19 protein-coding genes are annotated in these 20,896 nt (G+C 57.2%); 13 read left to right on the forward strand and 6 right to left on the reverse strand.

Features of this window, described 5'->3' with window-relative positions:
- Positions 1-46 precede the first annotated feature (46 nt).
- Complete coding sequence (prlC, locus tag NH461_RS00300) at positions 47-2,089, forward strand: oligopeptidase A (RefSeq protein WP_261601390.1); 2,043 nt, start codon at positions 47-49, stop codon at positions 2,087-2,089.
- Between the two features lie 271 nt (positions 2,090-2,360).
- Here the strand turns inward: prlC and gppA are convergent, their stop codons facing one another.
- Positions 2,361-3,848 carry a guanosine-5'-triphosphate,3'-diphosphate diphosphatase gene (gene gppA / locus NH461_RS00305; protein ID WP_261601391.1) on the reverse strand — a complete coding sequence of 496 codons (1,488 nt, stop codon included), beginning with the start codon at positions 3,846-3,848 and terminating at the stop codon, positions 2,361-2,363.
- Between the two features lie 8 nt (positions 3,849-3,856).
- Positions 3,857-5,164 (reverse strand): ATP-dependent RNA helicase RhlB, encoded by a 1,308-nt coding sequence (rhlB, locus tag NH461_RS00310; RefSeq protein WP_261601392.1) that lies wholly within the window; start codon positions 5,162-5,164, stop codon positions 3,857-3,859.
- 113 nt (positions 5,165-5,277) lie between these two features.
- Between rhlB and trxA the strand changes: the two genes are divergently transcribed.
- From trxA to fre, 6 genes are all read left to right on the forward strand, one after another.
- Positions 5,278-5,604 carry a thioredoxin TrxA gene (gene trxA / locus NH461_RS00315; protein ID WP_261601393.1) on the forward strand — a complete coding sequence of 109 codons (327 nt, stop codon included), beginning with the start codon at positions 5,278-5,280 and terminating at the stop codon, positions 5,602-5,604.
- Between the two features lie 195 nt (positions 5,605-5,799).
- Positions 5,800-7,065, forward strand: a complete 1,266-nt coding sequence (gene rho / locus NH461_RS00320; protein WP_261601394.1) for a transcription termination factor Rho — start codon at positions 5,800-5,802, stop codon at positions 7,063-7,065.
- A gap of 260 nt (positions 7,066-7,325) precedes the next feature.
- Positions 7,326-8,330, forward strand: coding sequence for a hypothetical protein (locus NH461_RS00325; protein WP_261601395.1), 1,005 nt, complete (start codon positions 7,326-7,328; stop codon positions 8,328-8,330).
- Positions 8,331-8,464: 134 nt separating this feature from the next.
- The gene (ubiD, locus tag NH461_RS00330) at positions 8,465-10,327 is read left to right on the forward strand and encodes a 4-hydroxy-3-polyprenylbenzoate decarboxylase (RefSeq protein WP_261601396.1); all 1,863 of its coding nucleotides are present in this window, start codon (positions 8,465-8,467) and stop codon (positions 10,325-10,327) included.
- 155 nt (positions 10,328-10,482) lie between these two features.
- A complete protein-coding gene (locus NH461_RS00335; RefSeq protein ID WP_261601397.1) occupies positions 10,483-10,746 on the forward strand; it encodes a 2Fe-2S iron-sulfur cluster-binding protein in 264 nt (87 codons plus the stop codon).
- A 9-nt stretch (positions 10,747-10,755) separates the two neighbouring features.
- Positions 10,756-11,466: an NAD(P)H-flavin reductase gene (gene fre, locus NH461_RS00340; RefSeq protein ID WP_261601398.1), complete on the forward strand. Its 711-nt coding sequence runs from the start codon at positions 10,756-10,758 to the stop codon at positions 11,464-11,466.
- Between the two features lie 168 nt (positions 11,467-11,634).
- Here fre and NH461_RS00345 read toward each other — a convergent pair whose 3' ends face one another.
- Both NH461_RS00345 and NH461_RS00350 read right to left on the reverse strand, forming a co-directional pair.
- Entirely contained in the window at positions 11,635-12,507 is an 873-nt protein-coding gene (locus NH461_RS00345) for a carboxylate/amino acid/amine transporter (protein WP_261601399.1), read from the reverse strand.
- Positions 12,508-12,697: 190 nt separating this feature from the next.
- On the reverse strand, positions 12,698-13,120 hold the full coding sequence (locus NH461_RS00350) for a universal stress protein (protein WP_261601400.1): 423 nt from the start codon (positions 13,118-13,120) through the stop codon (positions 12,698-12,700).
- A gap of 218 nt (positions 13,121-13,338) precedes the next feature.
- On the opposite strand from NH461_RS00350, the gene ftnA reads away from it, so the two are divergent.
- From ftnA to NH461_RS00370, 4 genes are all read left to right on the forward strand, one after another.
- A complete protein-coding gene (ftnA, locus tag NH461_RS00355) occupies positions 13,339-13,866 on the forward strand; it encodes a non-heme ferritin (RefSeq protein WP_261601401.1) in 528 nt (175 codons plus the stop codon).
- Positions 13,867-13,940: 74 nt separating this feature from the next.
- Entirely contained in the window at positions 13,941-14,279 is a 339-nt protein-coding gene (uspB, locus tag NH461_RS00360) for a universal stress protein UspB (RefSeq protein WP_261601402.1), read from the forward strand.
- Positions 14,280-14,392: 113 nt separating this feature from the next.
- Positions 14,393-15,496: a mechanosensitive ion channel family protein gene (locus NH461_RS00365; protein WP_261601403.1), complete on the forward strand. Its 1,104-nt coding sequence runs from the start codon at positions 14,393-14,395 to the stop codon at positions 15,494-15,496.
- Positions 15,497-15,739: 243 nt separating this feature from the next.
- Positions 15,740-16,927, forward strand: coding sequence for an NAD(P)/FAD-dependent oxidoreductase (locus tag NH461_RS00370; RefSeq protein WP_261601404.1), 1,188 nt, complete (start codon positions 15,740-15,742; stop codon positions 16,925-16,927).
- Positions 16,928-17,027: 100 nt separating this feature from the next.
- Here NH461_RS00370 and NH461_RS00375 read toward each other — a convergent pair whose 3' ends face one another.
- On the reverse strand, positions 17,028-18,224 hold the full coding sequence (locus tag NH461_RS00375) for an MFS transporter (RefSeq protein ID WP_261601405.1): 1,197 nt from the start codon (positions 18,222-18,224) through the stop codon (positions 17,028-17,030).
- 127 nt (positions 18,225-18,351) lie between these two features.
- Here NH461_RS00375 and NH461_RS00380 point away from each other — a divergent pair, with 127 nt between their 5' ends.
- Positions 18,352-18,969, forward strand: coding sequence for a TetR/AcrR family transcriptional regulator (locus NH461_RS00380; RefSeq protein ID WP_261601406.1), 618 nt, complete (start codon positions 18,352-18,354; stop codon positions 18,967-18,969).
- Positions 18,970-18,991: 22 nt separating this feature from the next.
- Here the strand turns inward: NH461_RS00380 and NH461_RS00385 are convergent, their stop codons facing one another.
- Positions 18,992-19,876: a LysR substrate-binding domain-containing protein gene (locus NH461_RS00385; RefSeq protein ID WP_261601407.1), complete on the reverse strand. Its 885-nt coding sequence runs from the start codon at positions 19,874-19,876 to the stop codon at positions 18,992-18,994.
- 166 nt (positions 19,877-20,042) lie between these two features.
- Here NH461_RS00385 and NH461_RS00390 point away from each other — a divergent pair, with 166 nt between their 5' ends.
- Positions 20,043-20,723, forward strand: coding sequence for an NADPH-dependent F420 reductase (locus tag NH461_RS00390; protein WP_261601408.1), 681 nt, complete (start codon positions 20,043-20,045; stop codon positions 20,721-20,723).
- Positions 20,724-20,896 lie beyond the last annotated feature (173 nt).

The raw sequence follows: 20,896 nt of genomic DNA on the forward strand, positions 1-20,896 counted from the left end.
TTTGAAGACACATCTTGTCAGGAACAGACAAATTAAGGATTAGCGCATGTCGAACCCATTACTCACCATGACGGATCTGCCTCCGTTTTCTCAGATCGAAGCGGCACATGTTAAACCGGCCATTGAGCAGGCGATTGCCGATTGCCGTGCCAAGGTTGAAGCGGTGCTGGCCAACGAGGCGCTGCCGAGCTGGGACACCATTTGCGCGCCGCTGGCCGAAACCGACGATCGCCTGAGCCGGATCTGGTCGCCGATTAGCCACCTGAACGCGGTCAAAAACAGCGATCAGCTGCGCGAAGCATACGAGAGCTGCCTGCCGTTGCTGTCGGATTACGGCACCTGGGTCGGGCAACATAAAGGGCTCTATGAAGCGTATAAAGCGATCAAAGCCGATGCCGGGTTCAGCCAATTGAGCCAGGCCCAGCAGAAATCAGTGACCGATGCGCTGAAAGAGTTTGAACTGTCCGGGATTGGCCTGCCGGCGGCGGAGCAGCACCGCTATGGCGAGATCAGCAAGCGCTTGTCTGAGCTGTCGTCGACGTTCAGCAACAATGTGCTGGATGCCACTATGGGCTGGACCAAGCTGGTGACGGATGAAGCTGAGCTGGCCGGCATGCCGGAGTCGGCGTTGCTCGCGGCGAAAGCTGCTGCCGAAGACAAAGATCTCGACGGATACCTGCTGACGCTGGAGATCCCGTCTTACCTGCCGGTGATGACCTACTGCGAGAATCGCGCGTTGCGCCGGGAGATGTATGAAGCCTTTGCCACTCGCGCTTCGGACCGCGGCCCGAATGCCGGCAAGTGGGACAACAGCGAAATTATTGCCGAGAAGCTCAAGCTGAGCCACGAGCTGGCACGCTTGCTGGGCTTCAATTGCTACAGTGAGAAGTCCCTGGCGACCAAGATGGCCGAGACACCGGATCAGGTGCTGGGATTCCTCAATGATCTGGCTGCCCGCGCCAAGCCGCAGGGTGAGCGGGAAGTGGCGGATCTGCGTGAGTACGCTGCGGCTGAATTCGGCGCGACTGATCTGGAACCGTGGGATCTGGGCTTTTATGCCGAGAAGCTCAAGCAGCACCGCTACAGCATTTCCGACGAGCAGCTGCGTCCGTATTTCCCGGAGCATAAGGTCGTGGCCGGACTGTTCGAAGTCCTCAAGCGGGTATTCGGCATGGACGTTCAGGAGCGGCAAGGCGTTGATACCTGGCATGAATCGGTGAAGTTTTTTGATATTTTCGACGCCAAAGGTGCCCTGCGCGGCAGCTTCTATCTGGATCTGTACGCTCGTGATAACAAGCGTGGCGGGGCTTGGATGGACGAGTGTCTGGTGCGCCGAACCCGTATGGACGGCAGCCTGCAAGCTCCGGTGGCTTACCTGACCTGTAACTTCAACAAGCCGGTGGGCGGCAAGCCAGCGTTGTTTACCCACGATGAAGTCGTCACCCTGTTCCACGAAACCGGTCACGGTATTCACCACATGCTGACTCAGGTCGATATCCCGGCGGTATCCGGCATTAACGGCGTGCCATGGGATGCGGTCGAGCTGCCAAGCCAGTTTCTGGAAAACTGGTGCTGGGAAGAAGAGGCGCTGTCGTTTATTTCCGGCCACTATGAAACCGGTGAGCCGCTGCCGAAAGCAATGCTGGAGAAAATGCTGGCGGCCAAGAACTTCCATTCGGCCATGGGGATCCTGCGCCAGCTGGAATTCGGCCTGTTCGATTTCAGCCTTTACACCGATTACGATCCGGAAGTCGGCGCCCAGGTGCTGGAAACCCTTCGCAACGTGAAATCCCGGGTCTCCGTGGTTCAAGCGCCTGAATGGGGCCGTTTCCCGCACAGCTTCAGCCATATCTTTGCCGGTGGCTACAGCGCAGGTTACTACAGCTACCTGTGGGCGGAAGTGCTGTCCTCCGATGCCTACGCCCGCTTCGAGGAAGAAGGGATTTTCAACCCGCAAACCGGGGCTGATTTCCTCGACTGCATCCTAGAGCGCGGCGGCAGCGAAGAGCCAATGGCGCTGTTTAAGCGCTTCCGGGGCCGGGAGCCGAAGATTGATGCACTGCTCCGTCATTCCGGCATCACCGGATAATTGACTGATTGGGCTGGTTATTTCACCTCATTGCTGCATCGGACATGCTCATTGATAGTTATCAACTCCGCGTGTCCTTTTTGCTCTGAGGTGAAATTCCTGCGCCGAATCAGCAATGATAATTTTGCAGGCGAAGGGCATGCTCATGGATGGTGATGAACGCCGCGTGCTGGCTTAGCTCTGGAACGAAATACCGGCGCTGAACATCAGAAAATAAAAAAGCACCCGATTGGGTGCTTTCTTGTTTGGCGCTTTGTTGTTTTGGAGCCTGTTAGCTTTCGATCAGCGTCAGGGGCCAACCCATATCGGTTTGGCGGTTGGCTTCCTGTTGCAGCTCGGACCGGGTGAGCGGGTTGTCGGCCAGCCAGTGCGCCGGGAGGGTCAGGGTCAGTTGGTTGTCCTTGACCGTCAGGGTGGCGGGTGGCTGATTGCTGTCGTCGCGGCGGTGACACAGGATCACGGCCAGACGCAGCAAGCGCAACAGGCGGGTGGCCGTCTGGGCCGAGACCGCATGTTGCTCCGGCAGGCTGCTCAGCTGCTCGCGGAAGCGGCGCAGCAGTTCGGCAATCAGGTGTTTCTGGGCCCGGGTGAAGCCGGGCAGATCGAGATGATGGATCAGATAGGCGGCATGTTCGCCGCTTTGCTTGAACTCAATACAGGTGCCGATCTCATGCAGGGAGGTACAGGCATGGAGCAGACACTCGGCCTGCGGCTCCAGTTGCCAGTGCGGCTCACAGCTGGCCAGCAGGGCCATCGCCGTTTGGGTCACGGTCTCGGCATGCTGGCTGTCGAGCTGGAAGCGGGCATGCAGGCTGTCCAGGGTTCGGGTCCGTACGTCATGATGACGCATCTGGCTCATCATTTCGTACACCATCCCTTCGCGCAGCGCACCCCCGGCCAGGGTCATCGACTCAATGCCCAGGGTTTCGAAGATCGCGATTAGAATCGACAGACCGCTCGGGAACACCAGGGCGCGCTCGAGGGTCAGTCCTTCAATATCCAGATCTTCAAGATGCTTGTATTGCATCGCCTGACGTTGCATGCGTTTGAGTTTGGGGAGGGTGATCAGTTCGTCCATCCCTTGTGCCAGCATGATTTCCTGCAAGGCCTGGACGGTGCCGCTGGCGCCGACACAGGTCTCCCAGCCCAGGGACTGGTAGTGCTCAATCATCGGCTCAATCGCCAGCTTGGCTGCCTGAATTGCCGCCTCGAAGTTTTCCGTGTTGAGGCAACGATCCTTGAAATAGCGCTCAAGCCAGGTCACACAGCCGATTTTCAGGCTGGTCAGGGCACTGGCATCGAGCCCTTCGCCGATCACGACTTCAGTACTGGCCCCGCCGATATCGACCACCAGGCGCTTGCCGCCGCCACCGGAGGTGTGGGCAACGCCCTGGTAGATGATCCGGGCTTCTTCTTCGCCGGGAATGATGGCGATTGGGTGGCCCAGAATCGTTTGGGCTCTGGAAAGAAAGACATCGGCATTGACGGCGGTCCGCAGGGCTGCGGTACCGACAATCCGAATCCGCTCCGCCGGGATATCCTGCAGTCGTTCGGCAAACAGGCTCAGGCAGTCCCAGCCGCGTTGCATGGCATCATCGCTGAGCTCGTTATGTTCGTTCAGCCCGGCAGCCAGGCGCACTTTGCGCTTGATCTTTGCCAGGGTATGCACGCTGCCGGCGACTTCCCGGACGATCCACATATGGAAACTGTTCGAGCCTAAGTCAATGGCGGCATACAGCGGGGAGACGGTTCTTTCCATAGCTTATCTTATTGTTGTTTCTGTGGTGGGCGACGGCGGCTACGCTGACGCGATTGCCCCTGACCTTTGCGCTGCGACGAGCCACTGCGGCGGTTGCCACCCTGGCGCGGTGCGCGTGGGATGCTGACTGGTGCCGGCAGGTCGGTCAGGAGCGCTTCACTGTCGTACTTGGACTGCGGGATCGTATGTTCAATGTATTGCTCGATAGCCGGCAGGTTAATGGCATATTCTTCACAGGCAAAGCTGATGGAATGGCCGCTGGCCCCGGCACGTCCGGTCCGGCCGATACGGTGCACGTAATCTTCGGCATCGTCAGGCAGGTCGTAGTTAAAGACATGCGTTACCTGCGGAATATGCAGGCCGCGGGCAGCCACGTCGGTCGCCACCAGAATATCGACTTCGCCCTGGGTGAACTGCTCCAGGATCCGCACGCGTTTTTTCTGCGGGACGTCACCGGTCAGCAAACCTACGCGATGTTGGTCGGCGGCCAGGTGGGCCCAGATATCTTCACAGCGGTGTTTGGTATTGGCAAAGACGATCGCGCGATCCGGCCATTCTTCTTCGAGCAGGGTTTGCAGCAGGCGCATTTTTTCCTGGTTCGACGGGTAGAACAGCTCTTCTTTGATCCGGTGGCCGGTTTTCTGCTCCGGTTCGACCACAACGCTTTCCGGGTTGTTCATGTGTTCGAATGCCAGTTCTTTCACCCGGTAGGACAGGGTGGCAGAGAACAGCATGTTCATGCGTGCTTTCGGTGCCGGCATACGACGGAACAGGAAGCGAATGTCTTTAATAAAGCCCAGATCGAACATGCGATCGGCTTCGTCCAGTACCACGACCTGAATCGAGCGCAGGTCAATGACGCGTTGCTTATAAAAGTCGATGATCCGGCCGCAGGTGCCGATCAGAATATCGACGCCGTCTTCCAGGGTCTTCTGTTGCTTTTCATAGGCTTCGCCGCCATAGGCCAGGCCGGCTTTGAGGCCGGTACTGTCGAGCAGCGGTTGGGCATCATTGAAAATCTGAATGGCCAGCTCGCGTGTAGGTGCCATAATGATGGCACGGGGGTGATTTGGCTTACGGTCCTCCGGTGCCGGATTCAGCAGCAATTGGTTGAAAGTCGCCGTCAGGAACGCCAGGGTCTTTCCGGTCCCTGTCTGCGCCTGACCAGCAATGTCTCGGCCGGTGAGCACTACCGGCAATGCCAGCGCCTGGATCGGCGTACAATGATGGAACCCTTTGGCTTCCAGTCCTTGTAATACCAGGGGGTGTAATCCCAGGTCGGCAAATTTCTGCTCTGTGATGTGAGTCGTCTTCATTCGTATAGAATATCAGCTTAGGGTTGCAATACGAAACGGATTCCATTCAAATAGAGCATCGATTTGCTGGTTAAAATCAAATCAGCCAACAAAATCAACCATTGGAGTGGAAGATGAGCGACAAGATTGTGCAGCTGACAGACGCAAGTTTTGAAAGCGATGTAATTAATGCTGCGGGCCCTGTTTTAGTCGATTTCTGGGCTGAATGGTGCGGGCCTTGTAAAATGATTGCCCCGATTCTTGACGAAATTGCGGATGAGTACGAAGGTAAGCTGACGATCGGCAAACTGAATATCGACCAAAATGCAGGCACTCCGCCGAAGTTTGGGATTCGCGGTATTCCGACGCTGCTGTTGTTCAAAGACGGTGGTGTGGCTGCGACTAAAGTCGGTGCCCTGTCCAAAACTCAACTGAAAGAGTTCCTGGACGCGAACCTGTAAGCCGCTTTCAGTAAACCATGCACAATTTCTCGTTGTGCATGGTTTGACTTCCGACTATGCTAGACGGACAGCATCTTTAGTGCTAACTTATTGCACGTTAATTGTATATTTGTTCATTCCTTGACCAGCCCCATTGGTCGACTCTATCTCAACTAACATAGAACCCCGATTTTGACTGACAAGAAACCCACCACTATGAATCTAACAGAACTGAAAAACCAACCTATTTCCAAGTTGGTTGCGCTTGGAGAAAGCTTAGGACTCGAGAACCTGGCGCGTTTGAGAAAACAAGACATTATCTTCGCAATTCTCAAGCAGCATGCAAAAAGTGGTGAGGACATTTTTGGCGATGGTGTTCTGGAAATCCTTCAAGATGGCTTCGGCTTCCTCCGCTCAGCAGACAGTTCTTATCTTGCCGGTCCCGACGACATCTACGTTTCTCCTAGCCAAATCCGCCGCTTTAACCTTCGCACTGGTGACACCATTTCCGGCAAGATCCGTCCGCCGAAAGATGGCGAGCGTTACTTCGCGCTGTTGAAAGTGAACGAGGTGAACTACGACAAGCCGGACAACGCGCGTAACAAGATCCTGTTTGAAAACCTGACCCCGCTGCATGCGAACGAGCGTATGCGGATGGAACGCGGCAACGGTTCGACAGAAGATATTACCGCGCGTGTGCTGGATCTGGCATCGCCAATCGGTAAAGGTCAGCGTGGTCTGATCGTGGCGCCACCGAAAGCGGGTAAAACCATGCTGCTGCAAAACATTGCACAAAGCATTGCTTACAACCACCCGGAATGTGAGCTGATGGTTCTGCTGATTGACGAACGTCCGGAAGAAGTGACCGAGATGCAGCGTCTGGTGAAAGGGGAAGTGGTCGCGTCGACGTTCGATGAGCCGGCCTCTCGTCACGTTCAGGTCGCAGAGATGGTGATCGAAAAAGCCAAGCGTCTGGTTGAGCATAAGAAAGATGTGGTGATCCTGCTGGACTCCATCACGCGTCTGGCCCGTGCCTACAACACCGTGGTGCCGTCTTCCGGCAAAGTCCTGACCGGTGGTGTGGATGCCAACGCCCTGCATCGTCCGAAGCGTTTCTTCGGTGCGGCCCGTAATGTCGAAGAAGGCGGTAGCCTGACCATTATTGCCACCGCGCTGGTGGATACCGGCTCGAAGATGGACGAAGTGATCTACGAAGAGTTCAAGGGTACCGGTAACATGGAACTGCACCTGTCGCGTAAGATTGCAGAAAAACGCGTCTTCCCTGCGATTGACTTCAACCGCTCAGGCACCCGCCGCGAAGAGCTGCTGGCGAAAGCTGATGAGCTGCAGAAAATGTGGATCCTGCGCAAGATTGTTCACCCGATGAGTGAAACAGATAGCATGGAATTCCTGATCGATAAGCTGTCGATGACCAAGACCAACGATGAGTTCTTCGATGCGATGCGTCGCCAGAAGTCTTAATTTCGTCGGCTGACTCACAGTTTATTTAAACGCCACCTTGTGTGGCGTTTTTTATTATCGGCGCTTGTCGCATAATCGGCGGAGTCGTCTGGCTGTGTCGGCGCAGTCACGGAAAGCGGTTGTGAGGGTTATACTGTCATCCTTTCGACACACAGCGACACTATACTGCGCGTACCCGCAAGGAATGCCCGCGCGCTGCCAGGATGGCGGTTGACCGGGGGCGGGACGGATGATGTTTTATTCACCATAAGGAGGTGGTGATGATGATGCGACAAACATGGGGTCTCATGTTGCTGTTGTTCGCAGGCAGTTTGCACCCGGCGGTTGCCGCCCAGGAAGTATCCCAGCAGCAACTGGCACAAGTGGCGGCCTCGGCCCGGGTTCAGGATCGGGTGACAGCACTGACCAAGCTCTACAATCGCAGCGATTTCCGGGCGCTGGAATTTAACCTCTCCCAGCTGCCGCGTCTGCAGCAGGAAGCGGTTCGCGCCCAGCTGGTGGCCCATGCAATGGCCCACGGGGCGCTGGATCAGGCCAAAGCGGATTGGCTCCAGGTACAGGCCGAACGCAAGCAGGCCTTTACGGTGGTGGAGCAGGGTGACGGCTACCAAATTACCCAGTCCGCGTTTCATTATCCGGCTCAGGCCCGTAGCCTGGTGCGGCAATGGCAGGAAACCCAGCTCGGGCAGCAGATGGTGGCCCAGGCCGAAGCCGGCGAGCTGGTGCTGTCACGCTGGCTGGCCGGGGATCTCCATACCCAGCAAACCCGCCGGGATCTCTTTTTGCAACGCCTGCCGCAACTCTCTGCGTCGGCGGTTGCCAATCTGGTGGCCCAGTTTGCTTCTGATAGCCAGCTGATGTGGCTGCCGGATAACGGGGTGATCGCGCATCTGGCTGCGGTATCCGGTGATCCGGCTATGTATCATCTGCTCTGGCGGCGGCGCACGGATCGCTACAGCCAGGCTGAGCTGAACCGGCTGGCGAGCCAGGCGCCGGAACCAACGGCCGTGACCCAGCTGATGGCGGCCACGATGAACCCTTCCCTCAAACCGCAGGCCTATAAGGCCCTGATCACGTTGAAGCCGTTACCGGCGGAGGCTCGCGCTTTCCTGTCCCAGAAACTGGATGAAGTTGATGACGGCCATCTGGTGGCTTCGGAGCTGGCCCGCCATGGGTATCGTCAATGGCTGGCCCAGTTGGCTTCCGATAGCCGGAATCCGTTGCGCAAAAAGCACTTACAAGCAGCCCTGGCCCTTGAACCCTGAGTCTTGGGGTTGATTTTCCCAGTGTGCTCAGGTTAACAACTCGTTATAATGACGCCCAATTTATTGCAGATCCCGGCCCGTGGCGATACGGTGCCGGGGTTTGGCGCGCTGAAGATAACGAGAATCACGAGCCTATGAAATTCAAGGATCTGCGAGATTTTATCCACTTTCTGGAGCAGGCAGGGGAACTGAAGCGAATCACCCACCCGGTCGATCCGGATCAGGAAATGACCGAAATCTGTGACCGCACCCTGCGTGCCGGTGGCCCGGCGCTGCTGTTTGAAAACCCGATCGGCTACGACATGCCGGTGTTGGCCAACCTGTTCGGCACCCCGAAACGGGTGGCGCTTGGCATGGGCCGCGAGGACGTGCTGGAGTTGCGTGAAGTCGGCAAGTTGCTGGCGTATCTCAAAGAGCCGGAGCCGCCGCGTGGTTTTCGCGATGCCATCGACAAGCTGCCGGTGTTCAAGCAAGTACTGAACATGCCGGCCAAGCGGCTGCGCAAGGCGCCGTGCCAGGAGATTGTCTGGCAAGGTGACGCAGTTGATCTGGATAAAGTGCCGGTGATGAGTTGTTGGCCCGGTGATGTGGCCCCACTGCTGACCTGGGGCCTCACCGTGACCCGAGGTCCGAACAAGAAACGCCAGAACCTGGGCATTTACCGTCAGCAGAAGCTGGGGAAAAACAAGGTGATCATGCGCTGGCTGGCCCACCGGGGCGGCGCGCTGGATTTGCGCGACTGGATGGAAACCCATCCGGGCAAGCCGTTTCCGGTCTCGGTCGCTTTTGGCGCCGATCCGGCGACGATTCTCGGGGCGGTGACGCCGGTGCCCGATACCCTGTCTGAGTATGCTTTCGCCGGGTTGCTGCGCGGCAGCAAAACCGAGGTGGTCAAGAGCATCAGTAACGATCTGGATGTACCGGCCAGCGCCGAAATGGTCCTGGAAGGTTACATCGACCCGAATGAGTTTGCCGATGAGGGGCCGTATGGCGACCATACCGGCTACTACAATGAGGTCGAACGCCACCATGTGTTCACCATTACCCATATCACGATGCGCAAGGATCCGATCTACCACAGTACCTACACCGGTCGTCCGCCGGATGAGCCTGCGGTGCTGGGCGTGGCGCTCAATGAGGTGTTTGTCCCGATCTTGAGCAAGCAGTTCCCGGAGATTGTTGACTTCTACCTGCCGCCGGAAGGCTGTTCGTACCGGATGGCCGTGGTGACCATGAAGAAGCAGTATCCTGGCCATGCCAAGCGGGTCATGATGGGCGTGTGGTCGTTCCTGCGCCAGTTCATGTACACCAAGTTCGTGATTGTGTGTGACGAAGACGTCAATGCGCGAGACTGGAACAGTGTGGTTCAGGCGATGAGCACCCACATGGCGCCGGCGCGTGATACGCTGATGATCGACAGCACGCCGATAGATTCGCTCGACTTTGCCTCCCCTGTGGTAGGGCTGGGGTCGAAAATGGGGCTGGATGCCACCCGGAAATGGGAGGCTGAAACAGCGCTCACGCCCACTGCTGACCGGTCGGCGCTCCAGGATGCCGCCGCGTTCGACGGCGAGGCGATCACCCGGGCCATTCAGGCGCAGTTTCCGGAGGCGGTGGATTGTTACTTGCCGCCGGCGGCCGCGGGCGGCATGGTGATGGTCAGCATGAAGAAGACGGCGGCGGATCATGCCCGCCGCTTGATTGACGGACTCTGGTCGGTGCTGACGCCGCAGCTCGGCACTCCGTTCCTGATCCTCTGCGATGAGGATGTCAATGTCCGGGACTGGCATGATGTGATCTGGGCGGTGACCACACGGATGGATCCGAGCCGGGATACCCACATGGGCGAGTCCGATCTGGGGTCGCGCATGGCGCTGGACGCCACCAATAAATGGCCGGATGAGGTGCAGCGCGAATGGGGTACCCCGATCGCCAAAGCACCGGCAGTTGTGGCCAAGGTCGATGCGATCTGGGAGACGCTCGGTATCCTGCGTTAAGCGGCGGGCCTGCGACACCGATTGCCAGTACGCTGAAAGCAAGAGTGATCGACAGCTCGATCAACAATCAGCAAGATCAACAACCAGCAAGATCAACAACCAGCAAGATCAACCGAAAGCGGCCGGCAGTGATGCCGGCCAGATGAGTGACCGATATGCACCAAGTACGCCTGTTGCCGCATCACATCACGTTTTTTGCCGACGAGCAGGAGACTGTTTTGCAGGCAGCGCTCAACGCAGGCGTCGCGTTTCCTAACCGGTGTCAGGTCGGGGTGTGTGCCATGTGTCTGTGCCGCAAACTCTCTGGCGAGATAAGTTACCAGCTTGAACCTATGCTTACTGAGAATGAGCAAGCCGAAGGTTGGATCTTTACCTGTCAGGCCACGGCCAAAAGCGACCTGGTACTCCAGTTAGACTAGAGGAAAACAATGTCAATACAATGCGAAGTAAAGTCAGTTGAACCGCTTGCGTGTAATACCTACCGTATTCTGCTTCAGCCGGAACAGCATCTGGACTATAAAGCCGGTCAGTACCTGCTGGCGGTGATGGGTGAAAAAGACAAGCGTCCGTTCTCGATCGCCAGCAGCCCGTGCCGTGCCGGTGAGATTGAGCTGCACATCGGTGCGGCCGACCACAATCCGTTTGCGATGGAAGTGGTTGATGCGATGAAAGCAGCCATGGCCGCCGGACGTCCGTTTACCGTGGAAGCGCCGCATGGTGATGCCTGGGTACGGGAAGACAGCGACAAACCACTGCTGATGATTGCCGGCGGCACCGGATTCTCGTACGTGCGCAGTATCCTGGATAACTGCTTGAGCCGTGGTGTCACCCAGCCGATCTTCGTCTACTGGGGCGGTCGGGATGAATGCCAGCTGTATGCCCATGAGGAGCTGCAAGCCCTGGCAGCCCAACACCGCAACCTGACCTATGTGCCGGTGGTCGAAACCGCGCCGGCAAACTGGCAGGGCAAAGTCGGCAATGTGCTTGAAGCGGTCAGTGACGATTTTGTCAGCCTGTCGGCGTACGACATTTATCTATGTGGCCGGTTTGAAATGGCCGGCGCGGCGCGTGAGCAGTTCATAGCGGAGAAAGGTGCCGAGCGCGAGCGGATGTTTGCCGACGCGTTTGCGTTCATCTAATCCTGTTGGAGCGCACCGGCTGTGATGTAAAAGCCGTACAGTAAAAGCTGTTTAGTAAAATGCTGTGTAGTAAAAGCTATACAGTAAAAGCTGTGCAGCAAAAGGCGAGTCAGAGACTCGCCTTTGTTGTTTTTGCAGTTGTCATGTTTCGCCGTGGCGGCTGTTTCCTCAGGCGCGCGCGGTGGCGATTTTGCGCTTGACCCAGGTTTCGTTGAGCCACAGCGAGGCGATGATGATCACCCCGCCGGCGATCAGGCGCGGATAGTCGACATCGCGGTTCCAGATCAAGATATTGACGATCAGACCGGCCGGGACCAGCGCATTATTCATGATCGCCAGGGCTCCGGTGTTGACCAGGGTTGCCCCTTTGTTCCAGATAAAATAGCCCAGGCCGGAGGCTACGATGCCGAGGTAGATCAGAATGCCCCATTGGGTCTCTGTAGTCGGTAGCTTCTCGGTGTTGCCGAACAGCAGGAACATCGGCAGCGCGACGCAGATGGCACCGAGGTAGAACAGGCCGAACACGGTATGCTGCGGCAGATCGGCCTGCTCCTGCTCCATGATCCGCTTGTAGCCGACCTGGCCGATGGCAAAGCACAGGTTGGCCCCCTGGACAATCAGGAAACCGACGATGAAGTCTTCGTTGATCCCCTCAAATTTGATGACGGCCGCGCCCAGCACGGCAATGGCCGCCGTCAGCAGGTACCAGGCCGAGAACTGCTTGTGCAGCAGATCGTAAATCAGGGTGACGTAAACCGGGGTGAAAATGGTAAACAGCAGCACTTCCGGCACACTGAGGTAGAGGAAAGACTGGTAGTAGAAGCAGTACATCAGCCCGAGCTGGCAGGCACCGACAAACATCAGCTTCAGGGCGAGGGCCGGGCGCAGGTGCTGTTTACGCAGAAACGGCAGGAACACCAGGGCAGCCAGGCTGACCCGGGTCAGGACCGAGAACCAGGCGTCGACCTGTCCGGCCAGATACACCCCGATCAGGCTGAACGAAAATGCCCACAGCAGGGTGACGGCAGATAAATATCCCATAGCTACAATTCGATTCCAGATGATGAAGGCCGCCAGTGTACCTGATCCTGCGGTGCTGAAATATCACAAATCGACATTTGAGATACGTCCCGGCACCGGTAGCGCAGCGGTTGATTTCGGCGGGTGAAGCGGCGTTCAGGCATAAAAAAGCGATCCCGGGGGATCGCTTCAGGTCGGGGCAAAGGCTGATTTATTTCAGCGGCACCATCAGCAGATCGACCGGGGTGCGGTTGATCAGCTGCTTGGCTGAAGAGAGGACCTTGCTCCAGAAATCCTGGTGATGGCCGCAAACAACCAGCTCGACGTTGATATCACTGATGGCATGGCAGATTTCTTCGCTGAGATCGCCGCTGCCGACCAGGGTATGAGAAACCGGGTAGTTGGCTTTGTCAGCCAGCGACTGCAGCTGTTTCTGGGCATCTTCCGCCATGCGATGCTGGGCTTCGGCCAGGTTGATATCAATCAGGCCGGTATACAGTTCGGCATAGTTCACATCAATATGGATCAGCGAAAGCTTGGCATCCAGTACTTTCGCCAGTTCTGCTGCCTTGGCAACCAGAGTATAGCTGTCGTCAGACAGATCGACTGCCACCATAATGTGTTGATAGGCCATTGTTTGCACTCCGTGTCATATGTTTGCACTCATGCTAGCATTGAACCGGATTGAAAAATATCGGTCTGATCGCATCCTGGGGGCCTGGCAAAGCGGGCGATCTACGAAAAGGATTTCTTTGAGTTGCATTCTCAATGTCGCATTGTGACAATGGGTTATCGGCGATTTCTTACCAATCCATAGGATTGGTATACACTAGAATAGATAGGAGTAGTGCGATGCTAGCTCAGGCAATGGTTGAAAAACTAAACGAGCAAATCAACTTGGAGTTCTTTTCTTCGAACCTGTACCTGCAGATGAGCGCTTGGTGTGAAGACAAAGGATTTGAAGGAGCGGCCGAGTTTTTGCGAGCCCATGCGGTCGAAGAAATGGAGCATATGCAACGTTTGTTCACCTATGTGAGCGAAACCGGTTCGATGCCAATCCTGGGTGCGATTGAAGCGCCGAAGCATGAGTTTGCATCGCTTGGGGATGTATTCCGCGAAACGTATGAGCATGAGCAGTTCATCACTCAGAAGATCAACACACTGGCTCATGTCGCGTTTACTTCCCAAGACTACTCCACGTTTAACTTCTTGCAGTGGTATGTTGCAGAACAACACGAAGAAGAAAAATTGTTTAAGGGTATCCTGGATAAGATTGAGCTGGTTGGTGAAGACGGTAAAGCATTGTTCTTTATTGATAAAGATCTTGCTGCACTGGCCAAGGCTGAATCGTCATCCGTGATGGATACACCAGCTGGCTAACGCCGCCGGGGCGCTGTGAGGTGCCCCGAGTTTCGCCCGGCCAGCCTGTGATGACACGTTGTTCGGGGGTTGTTATGATCAGTGGTGATGCGCTTCTTTTAGCTCTCTTTTTTGTCGCAGTCGTGAATATTTCCCGCTATGTCAGCACGTTAAAAACCCTGCTGGCGGTGATGCGCGAATGTGATCCGCTTCTCTATCAACAGGTCGACGGGCGTGGCTTCTTCTCTTCCCAGGGGAATGTCAGCAAGCAGATCCGCCTGTTTCATTATATCCGCAGCCAGCAATACCAGAATCACCATGATCCGATTTTTATGGAGAAGTGTGTCAAGGTGCGCAAGCTGTTCATCCTGGCCAGTACGTTTCTGACGGTCTTTTTGGTATCGATTTTTGTCGTCGCCTATCTGGGCATTTAATGTATTGCTCATAAATGTGTCACTTGCTGCATAGATCATGTTTTTTCATTGATTGAACAAAACGTTGCGATTAATTTATCGCCATTTGTTCCAAAAAATTGAAAGCGGTGTCTATGAACAGAGTGTATGTATGGTGGGCGGCCCTGGAGCGCGGGGTGAGCCAGGACTGGATGAGCAATGTAGGCTTGTTGCTGTTGCTCAGCGCTTGTCTGTGGGGAGCCTGGCTCCTGTTGACCCGTCATTTGCTGGTCGCGGTCGGGAAAACCCGGCTGGTGTGGGACGATGCGTTGGTCCATGCGGTCCGGCGCCCGGTCAGCTGGTTGATCTGGCTCTGGCCGGCCGCGTTCTCACTGGGCGTGGTGATCGAAAATACCTCAGATTATCCGACGCAATTTCTCTCCGTCGTCCGACACCTGATGCTGGTGTGGACCTTCATCTGGGTGCTGCTGCGGCTGATCACCAACGCCGAAGATGCAATCAGCGAGACCGCCAAGGACGTCACCACCATCAATGCCATCTCCAAGGTACTGCGCCTGATGGTGCTGGTGATCGGTGGCCTGGTGATGATGCAGAATCTCGGATTGAGCTTGTCCGGTGTGCTGACCTTTGGCGGGGTCGGTGGTCTGATTGTCGGTATGGCGGCCAAGGATTTGCTGGCCAACTTTTTCGGCGCGATCATGATTTACTTTGACAAGCCGTTCAAGCTGGGCGACTGGATCCGTAGTCCGGATCGCGAGATTGAAGGCACCGTGGAGCGGATTGGCTTTCGGATGACCGTGATCCGTACCTTTGATAAACGCCCGCTGTATGTACCGAATGCCGTATTCAGCTCGATTGTGGTGGAAAACCCGTCGCGGATGCTCAACCGCCGGATCAAGCAAAAGGTCGGATTGCGCTACCAGGATGCCGCGGTGGTCGAGGATGTGGCCGCCGATATCAAGGCGATGTTGCAGGCGCACCCGGATATTGATACCAACCAGACCCTGATCGTGAATTTTGACAGCTATGGCCCGTCGTCGCTGGATATTCTGGTGTATACCTTTACCAAAACCACGCAATGGGTGGTGTTCCACGAGATCAAGCAGGATGTCATGCTCAAAATTGTCGAAATTGTTGAGCGCCACGGCGCGGAGTTTGCCTTTCCGACTTCGACGGTTCATCTTCCCGAACCGGAGCAGGTGGCTGTAGCCAAGTCTGCCCGGATGGCCCGGGTCTGACGCCCGCCTGCCCGCTTGTCTGCGGGGGAGGCAGCGACTGGCGTGCAATGCACGCTGATGTGACATGTCGGGTCTGAAGCGCTTGGGTGTACAGCGCGCTGATGAGAAAGTAGGGTGGCAATCCGTCCCGGTCGCGGTAAAATAGCCCGGATTTTGAGGGATGCAAGCAGTGTGCGGGCATCCCTTTTTCATTGGCAGGCGAACGTGATAGAGAAAAGGGCTGGCGTGGTGAGCGGGACGGATATGGCAGAAAAGTTTGATGTGGTAATTATCGGTGCCGGGGCTGCCGGGCTGATGTGCGCAGCCGAAGCGGGCAAGCGGGGCCGCTCGGTGCTGGTGGTGGATCACGGCAAGAAGCCGGGCCGGAAAATTCTGATCTCCGGCGGCGGGCGCTGTAATTTTACTAACTATGATGTCACGGCCGGGAATTACCTGTGCCGGAACCCGCATTTTGTGAAGTCTGCGCTGTCTCAGTACACCCAGTGGGATTTCATTGCCATGGTTGCCAAGCATGGGATTGCTTTTGAAGAGCGTGATCACGGTCAGCTGTTCTGCGAAGACTCGGCTAAAGACATCGTCAAGATGCTGCTGGCGGAGTGTGACTTGCCGTCGGTTCAGCAGCGCTACCAAGCCGACGTCCACCAGATTGAACAAACCGAGACTGGCTTTCGCCTGATGCTCAACACCGATGTGGTTGCCTGTGACTCGCTGGTGATTGCGACCGGTGGCCTGTCGATGCCGAAGCTGGGTGCGACGCCGTTCGGCTACCAGGTGGCCGAGCAGTTCGGCCTGCCGGTGGTGCCGACGACCGCCGGGCTGGTGCCGTTTACCCTGCACAAAGAAGAGAAAGAAGCCTATGCCGAGCTGTCCGGGATCTCGGTCCCAGTGGTGGTGGAAGCAGCCGATGGCACCAGTTTCAAGGAAAGCCTGCTGTTTACCCACCGAGGCCTGTCCGGCCCGGTGATCCTGCAAATCTCCTCCTACTGGACGCCGGGTCAGGCGGTCACCATTGATTTGCTGCCGGATCTGGATTTGCAGGAGACGCTTGAGGCGATGCGGGACAAGCATCCGAACCAGAGCCTGAAAAACTCGTTGGCACGGCTGCTGCCCAAGCGCTTTATCGAAGTGCTGATTGCTCGCGGCGATATTCAGGACAAGCCGCTCAAGCAGTTCAATGCCAAAGAGCTGACGGCTCTGGCAACTTATTTCCACCAGTGGTCGGTTGCGCCGAACGGCACCGAAGGTTACCGCACGGCCGAGGTGACGCTGGGCGGTGTCGATACCGATTCATTGTCTTCCAAAACCATGGAAGCCAAACAGGTGAAGGGGTTGTACTTTATCGGGGAAGTGATGGACGTCAGCGGCTGGCTCGGCGGCTACAACTTCCAGTGGGCCTGGAGCTCCGGTTTCGTCGCCGGACAGCATGTATGATGCGCTGAATTCGTCGCGCTCGTGTGTTGAATGATGAATGCCCGGCAACACTCGGTATGGCCGGGCATTTTTGATCGGATGTTCCGTCGTTATCCGCGGCTCAGGCGGTGTGCATCGCCGTTTGAGGAGACAATTGACGGCTGCAACCCCAGGCGCACAGCAGCACCGCGGCACCGGCAGCCAGGGTGACCCCAAACCCCTGCTGGACCCCGGCGATATCAATCACCCAGCCTGCAATCGCAGCGCCGGCGGCCACGCCGATCCCCAGGCCGGTGATCATCCAAGTCAGTCCCTCCGTTAACTGCGAGGCCGGCACCAGACGCTCGGCCAGCCCCATGGCAATGATCATGGTCGGCGCAAAGAACAGTCCGGCCACAAATACCGTCACCGAGAGCGCCAGGATGCTGTTGACCGCCAGCAGCGGCAGGGTCATGGCGGCGGTGGCCGTGGCCGCTATCAGCAGCTGTTTCGACAGCGGCAGGCGAACGTTCATCGCCCCGAACACCAGTCCGGCCAGGCAAGAGCCGACGGCGTAGACCGACAGCACCACACTGGCAGCGACCGGTTGCCCCTGCGCTTTGGCAAACGCCACGCTGATCACATCAATGGTGCCGACAATCATCCCCAGCGCCAGGAGCGCCAGAACCAGCAGTTTCATCGACAGGCTGGCTAAGGCTGAGCCCGTGTGGGATGTGGCAGCAGCCTGGATTGGGGGCTCCGTTTGTTTCTGCTGTACAAAAGCCAGGACGCCGACTGCCTGGAGCAGAGCGGCTGCCAGCGGACCGGCCTCCGGGAAGACGGCGACGCTGAGCCCGACGGCGAGCGGCGGACCGAGGATAAAGCAAACTTCATCGAGGACCGACTCAAAGGCATACGCTGTTTGTAGTTGCGGTGTGTCGCGGTAAATCGCCGTCCATCGCGCTCTCACCATCGCCGGCATACTGGGCATACATCCGGCTAGGGCCGCCCAGACATAGAGGGTCCATGTCGGTGCCTGGAAATGGGTGCTCAGGAGCAGGAGCAGCATGCCCACCACACTGATCGCGGTTGCGAAAGGCAGTACCCGGCATTGCCCGTAGCGATCGACGGCCCGTGAAATTTGCGGGGCAGCCACCGCCATGGTCAGGGTAAACGTGGCAGCAACGGTCCCGGCGAGCCAGTAGGAGCCTTGCAACTGTGACAGCATTGTAATCAGCCCGATCCCGGTCATTGAGATCGGCATCCGGGCAACCAGCCCCGCCAGTGAAAAAGCGACGGTCCCGGGCGCGTGGAATAAGGCGCGGTATGGGTTGGCCATAAAACCTCCAAAAAGTGATCGAAAGCGCCCTACGCAACAACTCACATACGGGGCCTATGTAAAACTAATTGACATACGCTCCGTATGTCAAATATAACGAAGAAAAATCTTTGGCAGAGGAAAGACGATGGCGCGTAAAACCCGTTCAGAAACCATGGCGGAGACACGGCAGAAATTGCTGTCGACCGGTCGCGAGCTCTTTGGCACGGTGGGGTATGCCGAAACGGTGATGGATGATCTGACCGCCAAGGTAGGGCTGACCCGCGGCGCGCTGTATCACCATTTCGGGGATAAAAAGGGGCTGTTTCTTGCTGTGCTGCAAGCTCTGGATGCTGACATGGATGCACGTCTGGCACATATTTCCGAGCAGGCACCTGATCCCTGGCAGGCATTCCAGCGCCGCTGCCGGGCCTATCTGGAGATGGCGACCGAGCCGGAAGTACAACGGATCATGTTGCGTGATGCCGCGTCGGTGCTGGCGGCGGAGCAGTTGCAGGCGATGCAGCTCAACTGTGTGGCGTCGATCGCCGGGATGCTGGATGCGATGATGCAACAGGGGTTGATCCCACCGGCTTCCCCGCAGATGTTGGCGCGTTTTATCAACGGCGGTTTGACGGAAACTGCGTTGTGGATTGCCCACAGCGAGGATGCCCCGGCAGCACTGACCGAGGCGCTGGCGGGTCTGGAGGTGTGGCTGGCCGGGCTGGTGGCCGCGCGGGCCGCCTCACTCTCAGCTCCTGAGTGAGCGGTGAGGTTGGGGTTGCATCTCAGCCGGAGCTCGCGTGGTAATAGGCCAGCACGTCTTCGATAAAGGTGCGCAGCTTAGCCGTGCGGTATTGGTCCCGGGTATAGAGTAAATGAACCGGCCGCGCCGGCCCTTCAAATTCAGGGAACAGGCGGATCAGCCGTCCGTCTGCCAGGGCATCGCGGACCATTACCTCGGGCGCCATGGCTATCCCGGCGCCACGCAGCGTTGCTGCGAGTAAAGCCGTACTTTCGTTGATGTTCAGCCGGGAGGTGATCGGGATTTTCACGCCGGGCTGCCCCGGTTGATGGAAATGCCACATCTGGCAGGTGCTGGCGTTGGCCAGCAGGTAGCTCAGGCATTCGTGGTGGTTCAACTGGTCCGGATGGGTCGGCGTGCCCGCTCGGGCGAGATAGCTCGGGGCAGCACAGGCCACCATCCGGTAAGGCGGTAGCGGTCGGGCGATCAGAGAGGAGTCCGGCAGCGTGCCGAAACGAAACGCCGCTTCAAATCCTGCTTCATTCAGATCGACCCTACGGTCGGTCATCACCAGCTCCAGTTCAATCTCGGGATAGCGAGCCATGAAATCAGTGATAAACGGCATCAGGCTGTAGGTTCCGAAGGTTTTCGGCGCGCTGATCTTCAGTTTTCCGCGCGGGATCTGATCCAGCTCCTGGGATAACCGCTCCGCTTCCCGCACCGCACCGAGGATCTGCCGGCATCGTGCCAGGTATTGCTCGCCGAAGATCGTCAGGCTTTGCCTACGGGTGGTGCGGTTGAGCAGTTTAGCCCCCAGATGCTGCTCCAGCTGGGCAATTGATTTGGCCACCTGCTGCTGGGAGACACCGAGCTGCGCCCCGGCGGCAGTAAATGTGCCAGCCTCGACCGCGGCGACGAAAGTTTCCATACTCCGGAATCGATCCATGATTAACAACTTTGGGTTGTGAGTTTTCAGCATGTTAGGCCATTTATGCTCAATTCGTAAATCAATAAGCTGTGCCTGTAGCTAGTTGCCGCAGCACTTTGTGACTGGCGGTTGTATCACGGACATGGATTGAAAGAGGAAAACGAGGATGAAAATCGGAGTGATTGGTGCCGGGTTTGTCGGCCAGGCGGTCGGACGTTTGTTGCTCAAGGCCGGACACCAGGTGTTGCTGAGTAACTCGCGCGGGCCGCAGACCCTGTTCAGCTTGTATGGCGGGGTGCCGGGTTGTGAAATCGGCACGGTTGAACAGGCTTGTGAATATGGCGAGATGGTTCTGGTCGCTGTGCCGCTGGCCAGCTATCAGCAGCTCCCGCGCGACAAACTGGCCGGCAAGATTGTCCTGGATGCCGTGAATTATTATCCGGAACGCGATGGCCAGATCGCTGCGCTGGAGAATCGTCAAACCACGACCAGTGCGTTGTTGGCAGCGCATCTGGACCGGTCGGTGGTGGTGAAGGTGTTCAACGCCATTATGGCCCGGGATGTGGTGGTCGACGCCCGTCCGGCCGGGGATGCGGAACGCCGCGCATTGCCGGTGGCCGGGGATGATCCGGTGGCGAAGGGTCAGGTGATCCGATTGCTGGACCAACTGGGCTACGATGCGGTCGATGCCGGTAGTCTGGCAGAGAGTTGGCGTTTTGAACGTTCAAAGCCGGCGTATTGTTTTCCGCAAAACATCGCGGCGTTGCAGCAGGCGCTGGCCGCTGCTGAGCGGGATGTGGCGTTGCCGCTGAGTGCCTGGCATGCGGTTTTACAGCGCGAGCTCTAGGGATCGCACCCGGCGGTGGTCATGCCGTTGGCCCCGCCCGGGATATGACAGATGTCACGTTCGGGTGTGAAGAGTCACAAAAATTAAACAAATGACTGTGATGGATGAATTATAACTGTTGAATTTGACTAGTCTGTTTTTTAGCCTGTTCAAAAATAACAAATAGGTTTCAT

The organism is Photobacterium sp. TY1-4, from assembly GCF_025398175.1.
Classification (GTDB): domain Bacteria; phylum Pseudomonadota; class Gammaproteobacteria; order Enterobacterales; family Vibrionaceae; genus Photobacterium.

What these genes read in the sequence shown, in the direction of transcription:
- prlC (WP_261601390.1), top strand. Translation starts at nt 47, where the DNA reads ATGTCGAACCCATTACTCACCATGACGGATCTGCCTCCGTTTTCTCAG.
- gppA (WP_261601391.1), bottom strand. Translation starts at nt 3,848, where the DNA reads ATGGAAAGAACCGTCTCCCCGCTGTATGCCGCCATTGACTTAGGCTCG.
- rhlB (WP_261601392.1), bottom strand. Translation starts at nt 5,164, where the DNA reads ATGAAGACGACTCACATCACAGAGCAGAAATTTGCCGACCTGGGATTA.
- trxA (WP_261601393.1), top strand. Translation starts at nt 5,278, where the DNA reads ATGAGCGACAAGATTGTGCAGCTGACAGACGCAAGTTTTGAAAGCGAT.
- rho (WP_261601394.1), top strand. Translation starts at nt 5,800, where the DNA reads ATGAATCTAACAGAACTGAAAAACCAACCTATTTCCAAGTTGGTTGCG.
- NH461_RS00325 (WP_261601395.1), top strand. Translation starts at nt 7,326, where the DNA reads ATGATGATGCGACAAACATGGGGTCTCATGTTGCTGTTGTTCGCAGGC.
- ubiD (WP_261601396.1), top strand. Translation starts at nt 8,465, where the DNA reads ATGAAATTCAAGGATCTGCGAGATTTTATCCACTTTCTGGAGCAGGCA.
- NH461_RS00335 (WP_261601397.1), top strand. Translation starts at nt 10,483, where the DNA reads ATGCACCAAGTACGCCTGTTGCCGCATCACATCACGTTTTTTGCCGAC.
- fre (WP_261601398.1), top strand. Translation starts at nt 10,756, where the DNA reads ATGTCAATACAATGCGAAGTAAAGTCAGTTGAACCGCTTGCGTGTAAT.
- NH461_RS00345 (WP_261601399.1), bottom strand. Translation starts at nt 12,507, where the DNA reads ATGGGATATTTATCTGCCGTCACCCTGCTGTGGGCATTTTCGTTCAGC.
- NH461_RS00350 (WP_261601400.1), bottom strand. Translation starts at nt 13,120, where the DNA reads ATGGCCTATCAACACATTATGGTGGCAGTCGATCTGTCTGACGACAGC.
- ftnA (WP_261601401.1), top strand. Translation starts at nt 13,339, where the DNA reads ATGCTAGCTCAGGCAATGGTTGAAAAACTAAACGAGCAAATCAACTTG.
- uspB (WP_261601402.1), top strand. Translation starts at nt 13,941, where the DNA reads ATGATCAGTGGTGATGCGCTTCTTTTAGCTCTCTTTTTTGTCGCAGTC.
- NH461_RS00365 (WP_261601403.1), top strand. Translation starts at nt 14,393, where the DNA reads ATGAACAGAGTGTATGTATGGTGGGCGGCCCTGGAGCGCGGGGTGAGC.
- NH461_RS00370 (WP_261601404.1), top strand. Translation starts at nt 15,740, where the DNA reads ATGGCAGAAAAGTTTGATGTGGTAATTATCGGTGCCGGGGCTGCCGGG.
- NH461_RS00375 (WP_261601405.1), bottom strand. Translation starts at nt 18,224, where the DNA reads ATGGCCAACCCATACCGCGCCTTATTCCACGCGCCCGGGACCGTCGCT.
- NH461_RS00380 (WP_261601406.1), top strand. Translation starts at nt 18,352, where the DNA reads ATGGCGCGTAAAACCCGTTCAGAAACCATGGCGGAGACACGGCAGAAA.
- NH461_RS00385 (WP_261601407.1), bottom strand. Translation starts at nt 19,876, where the DNA reads ATGGAAACTTTCGTCGCCGCGGTCGAGGCTGGCACATTTACTGCCGCC.
- NH461_RS00390 (WP_261601408.1), top strand. Translation starts at nt 20,043, where the DNA reads ATGAAAATCGGAGTGATTGGTGCCGGGTTTGTCGGCCAGGCGGTCGGA.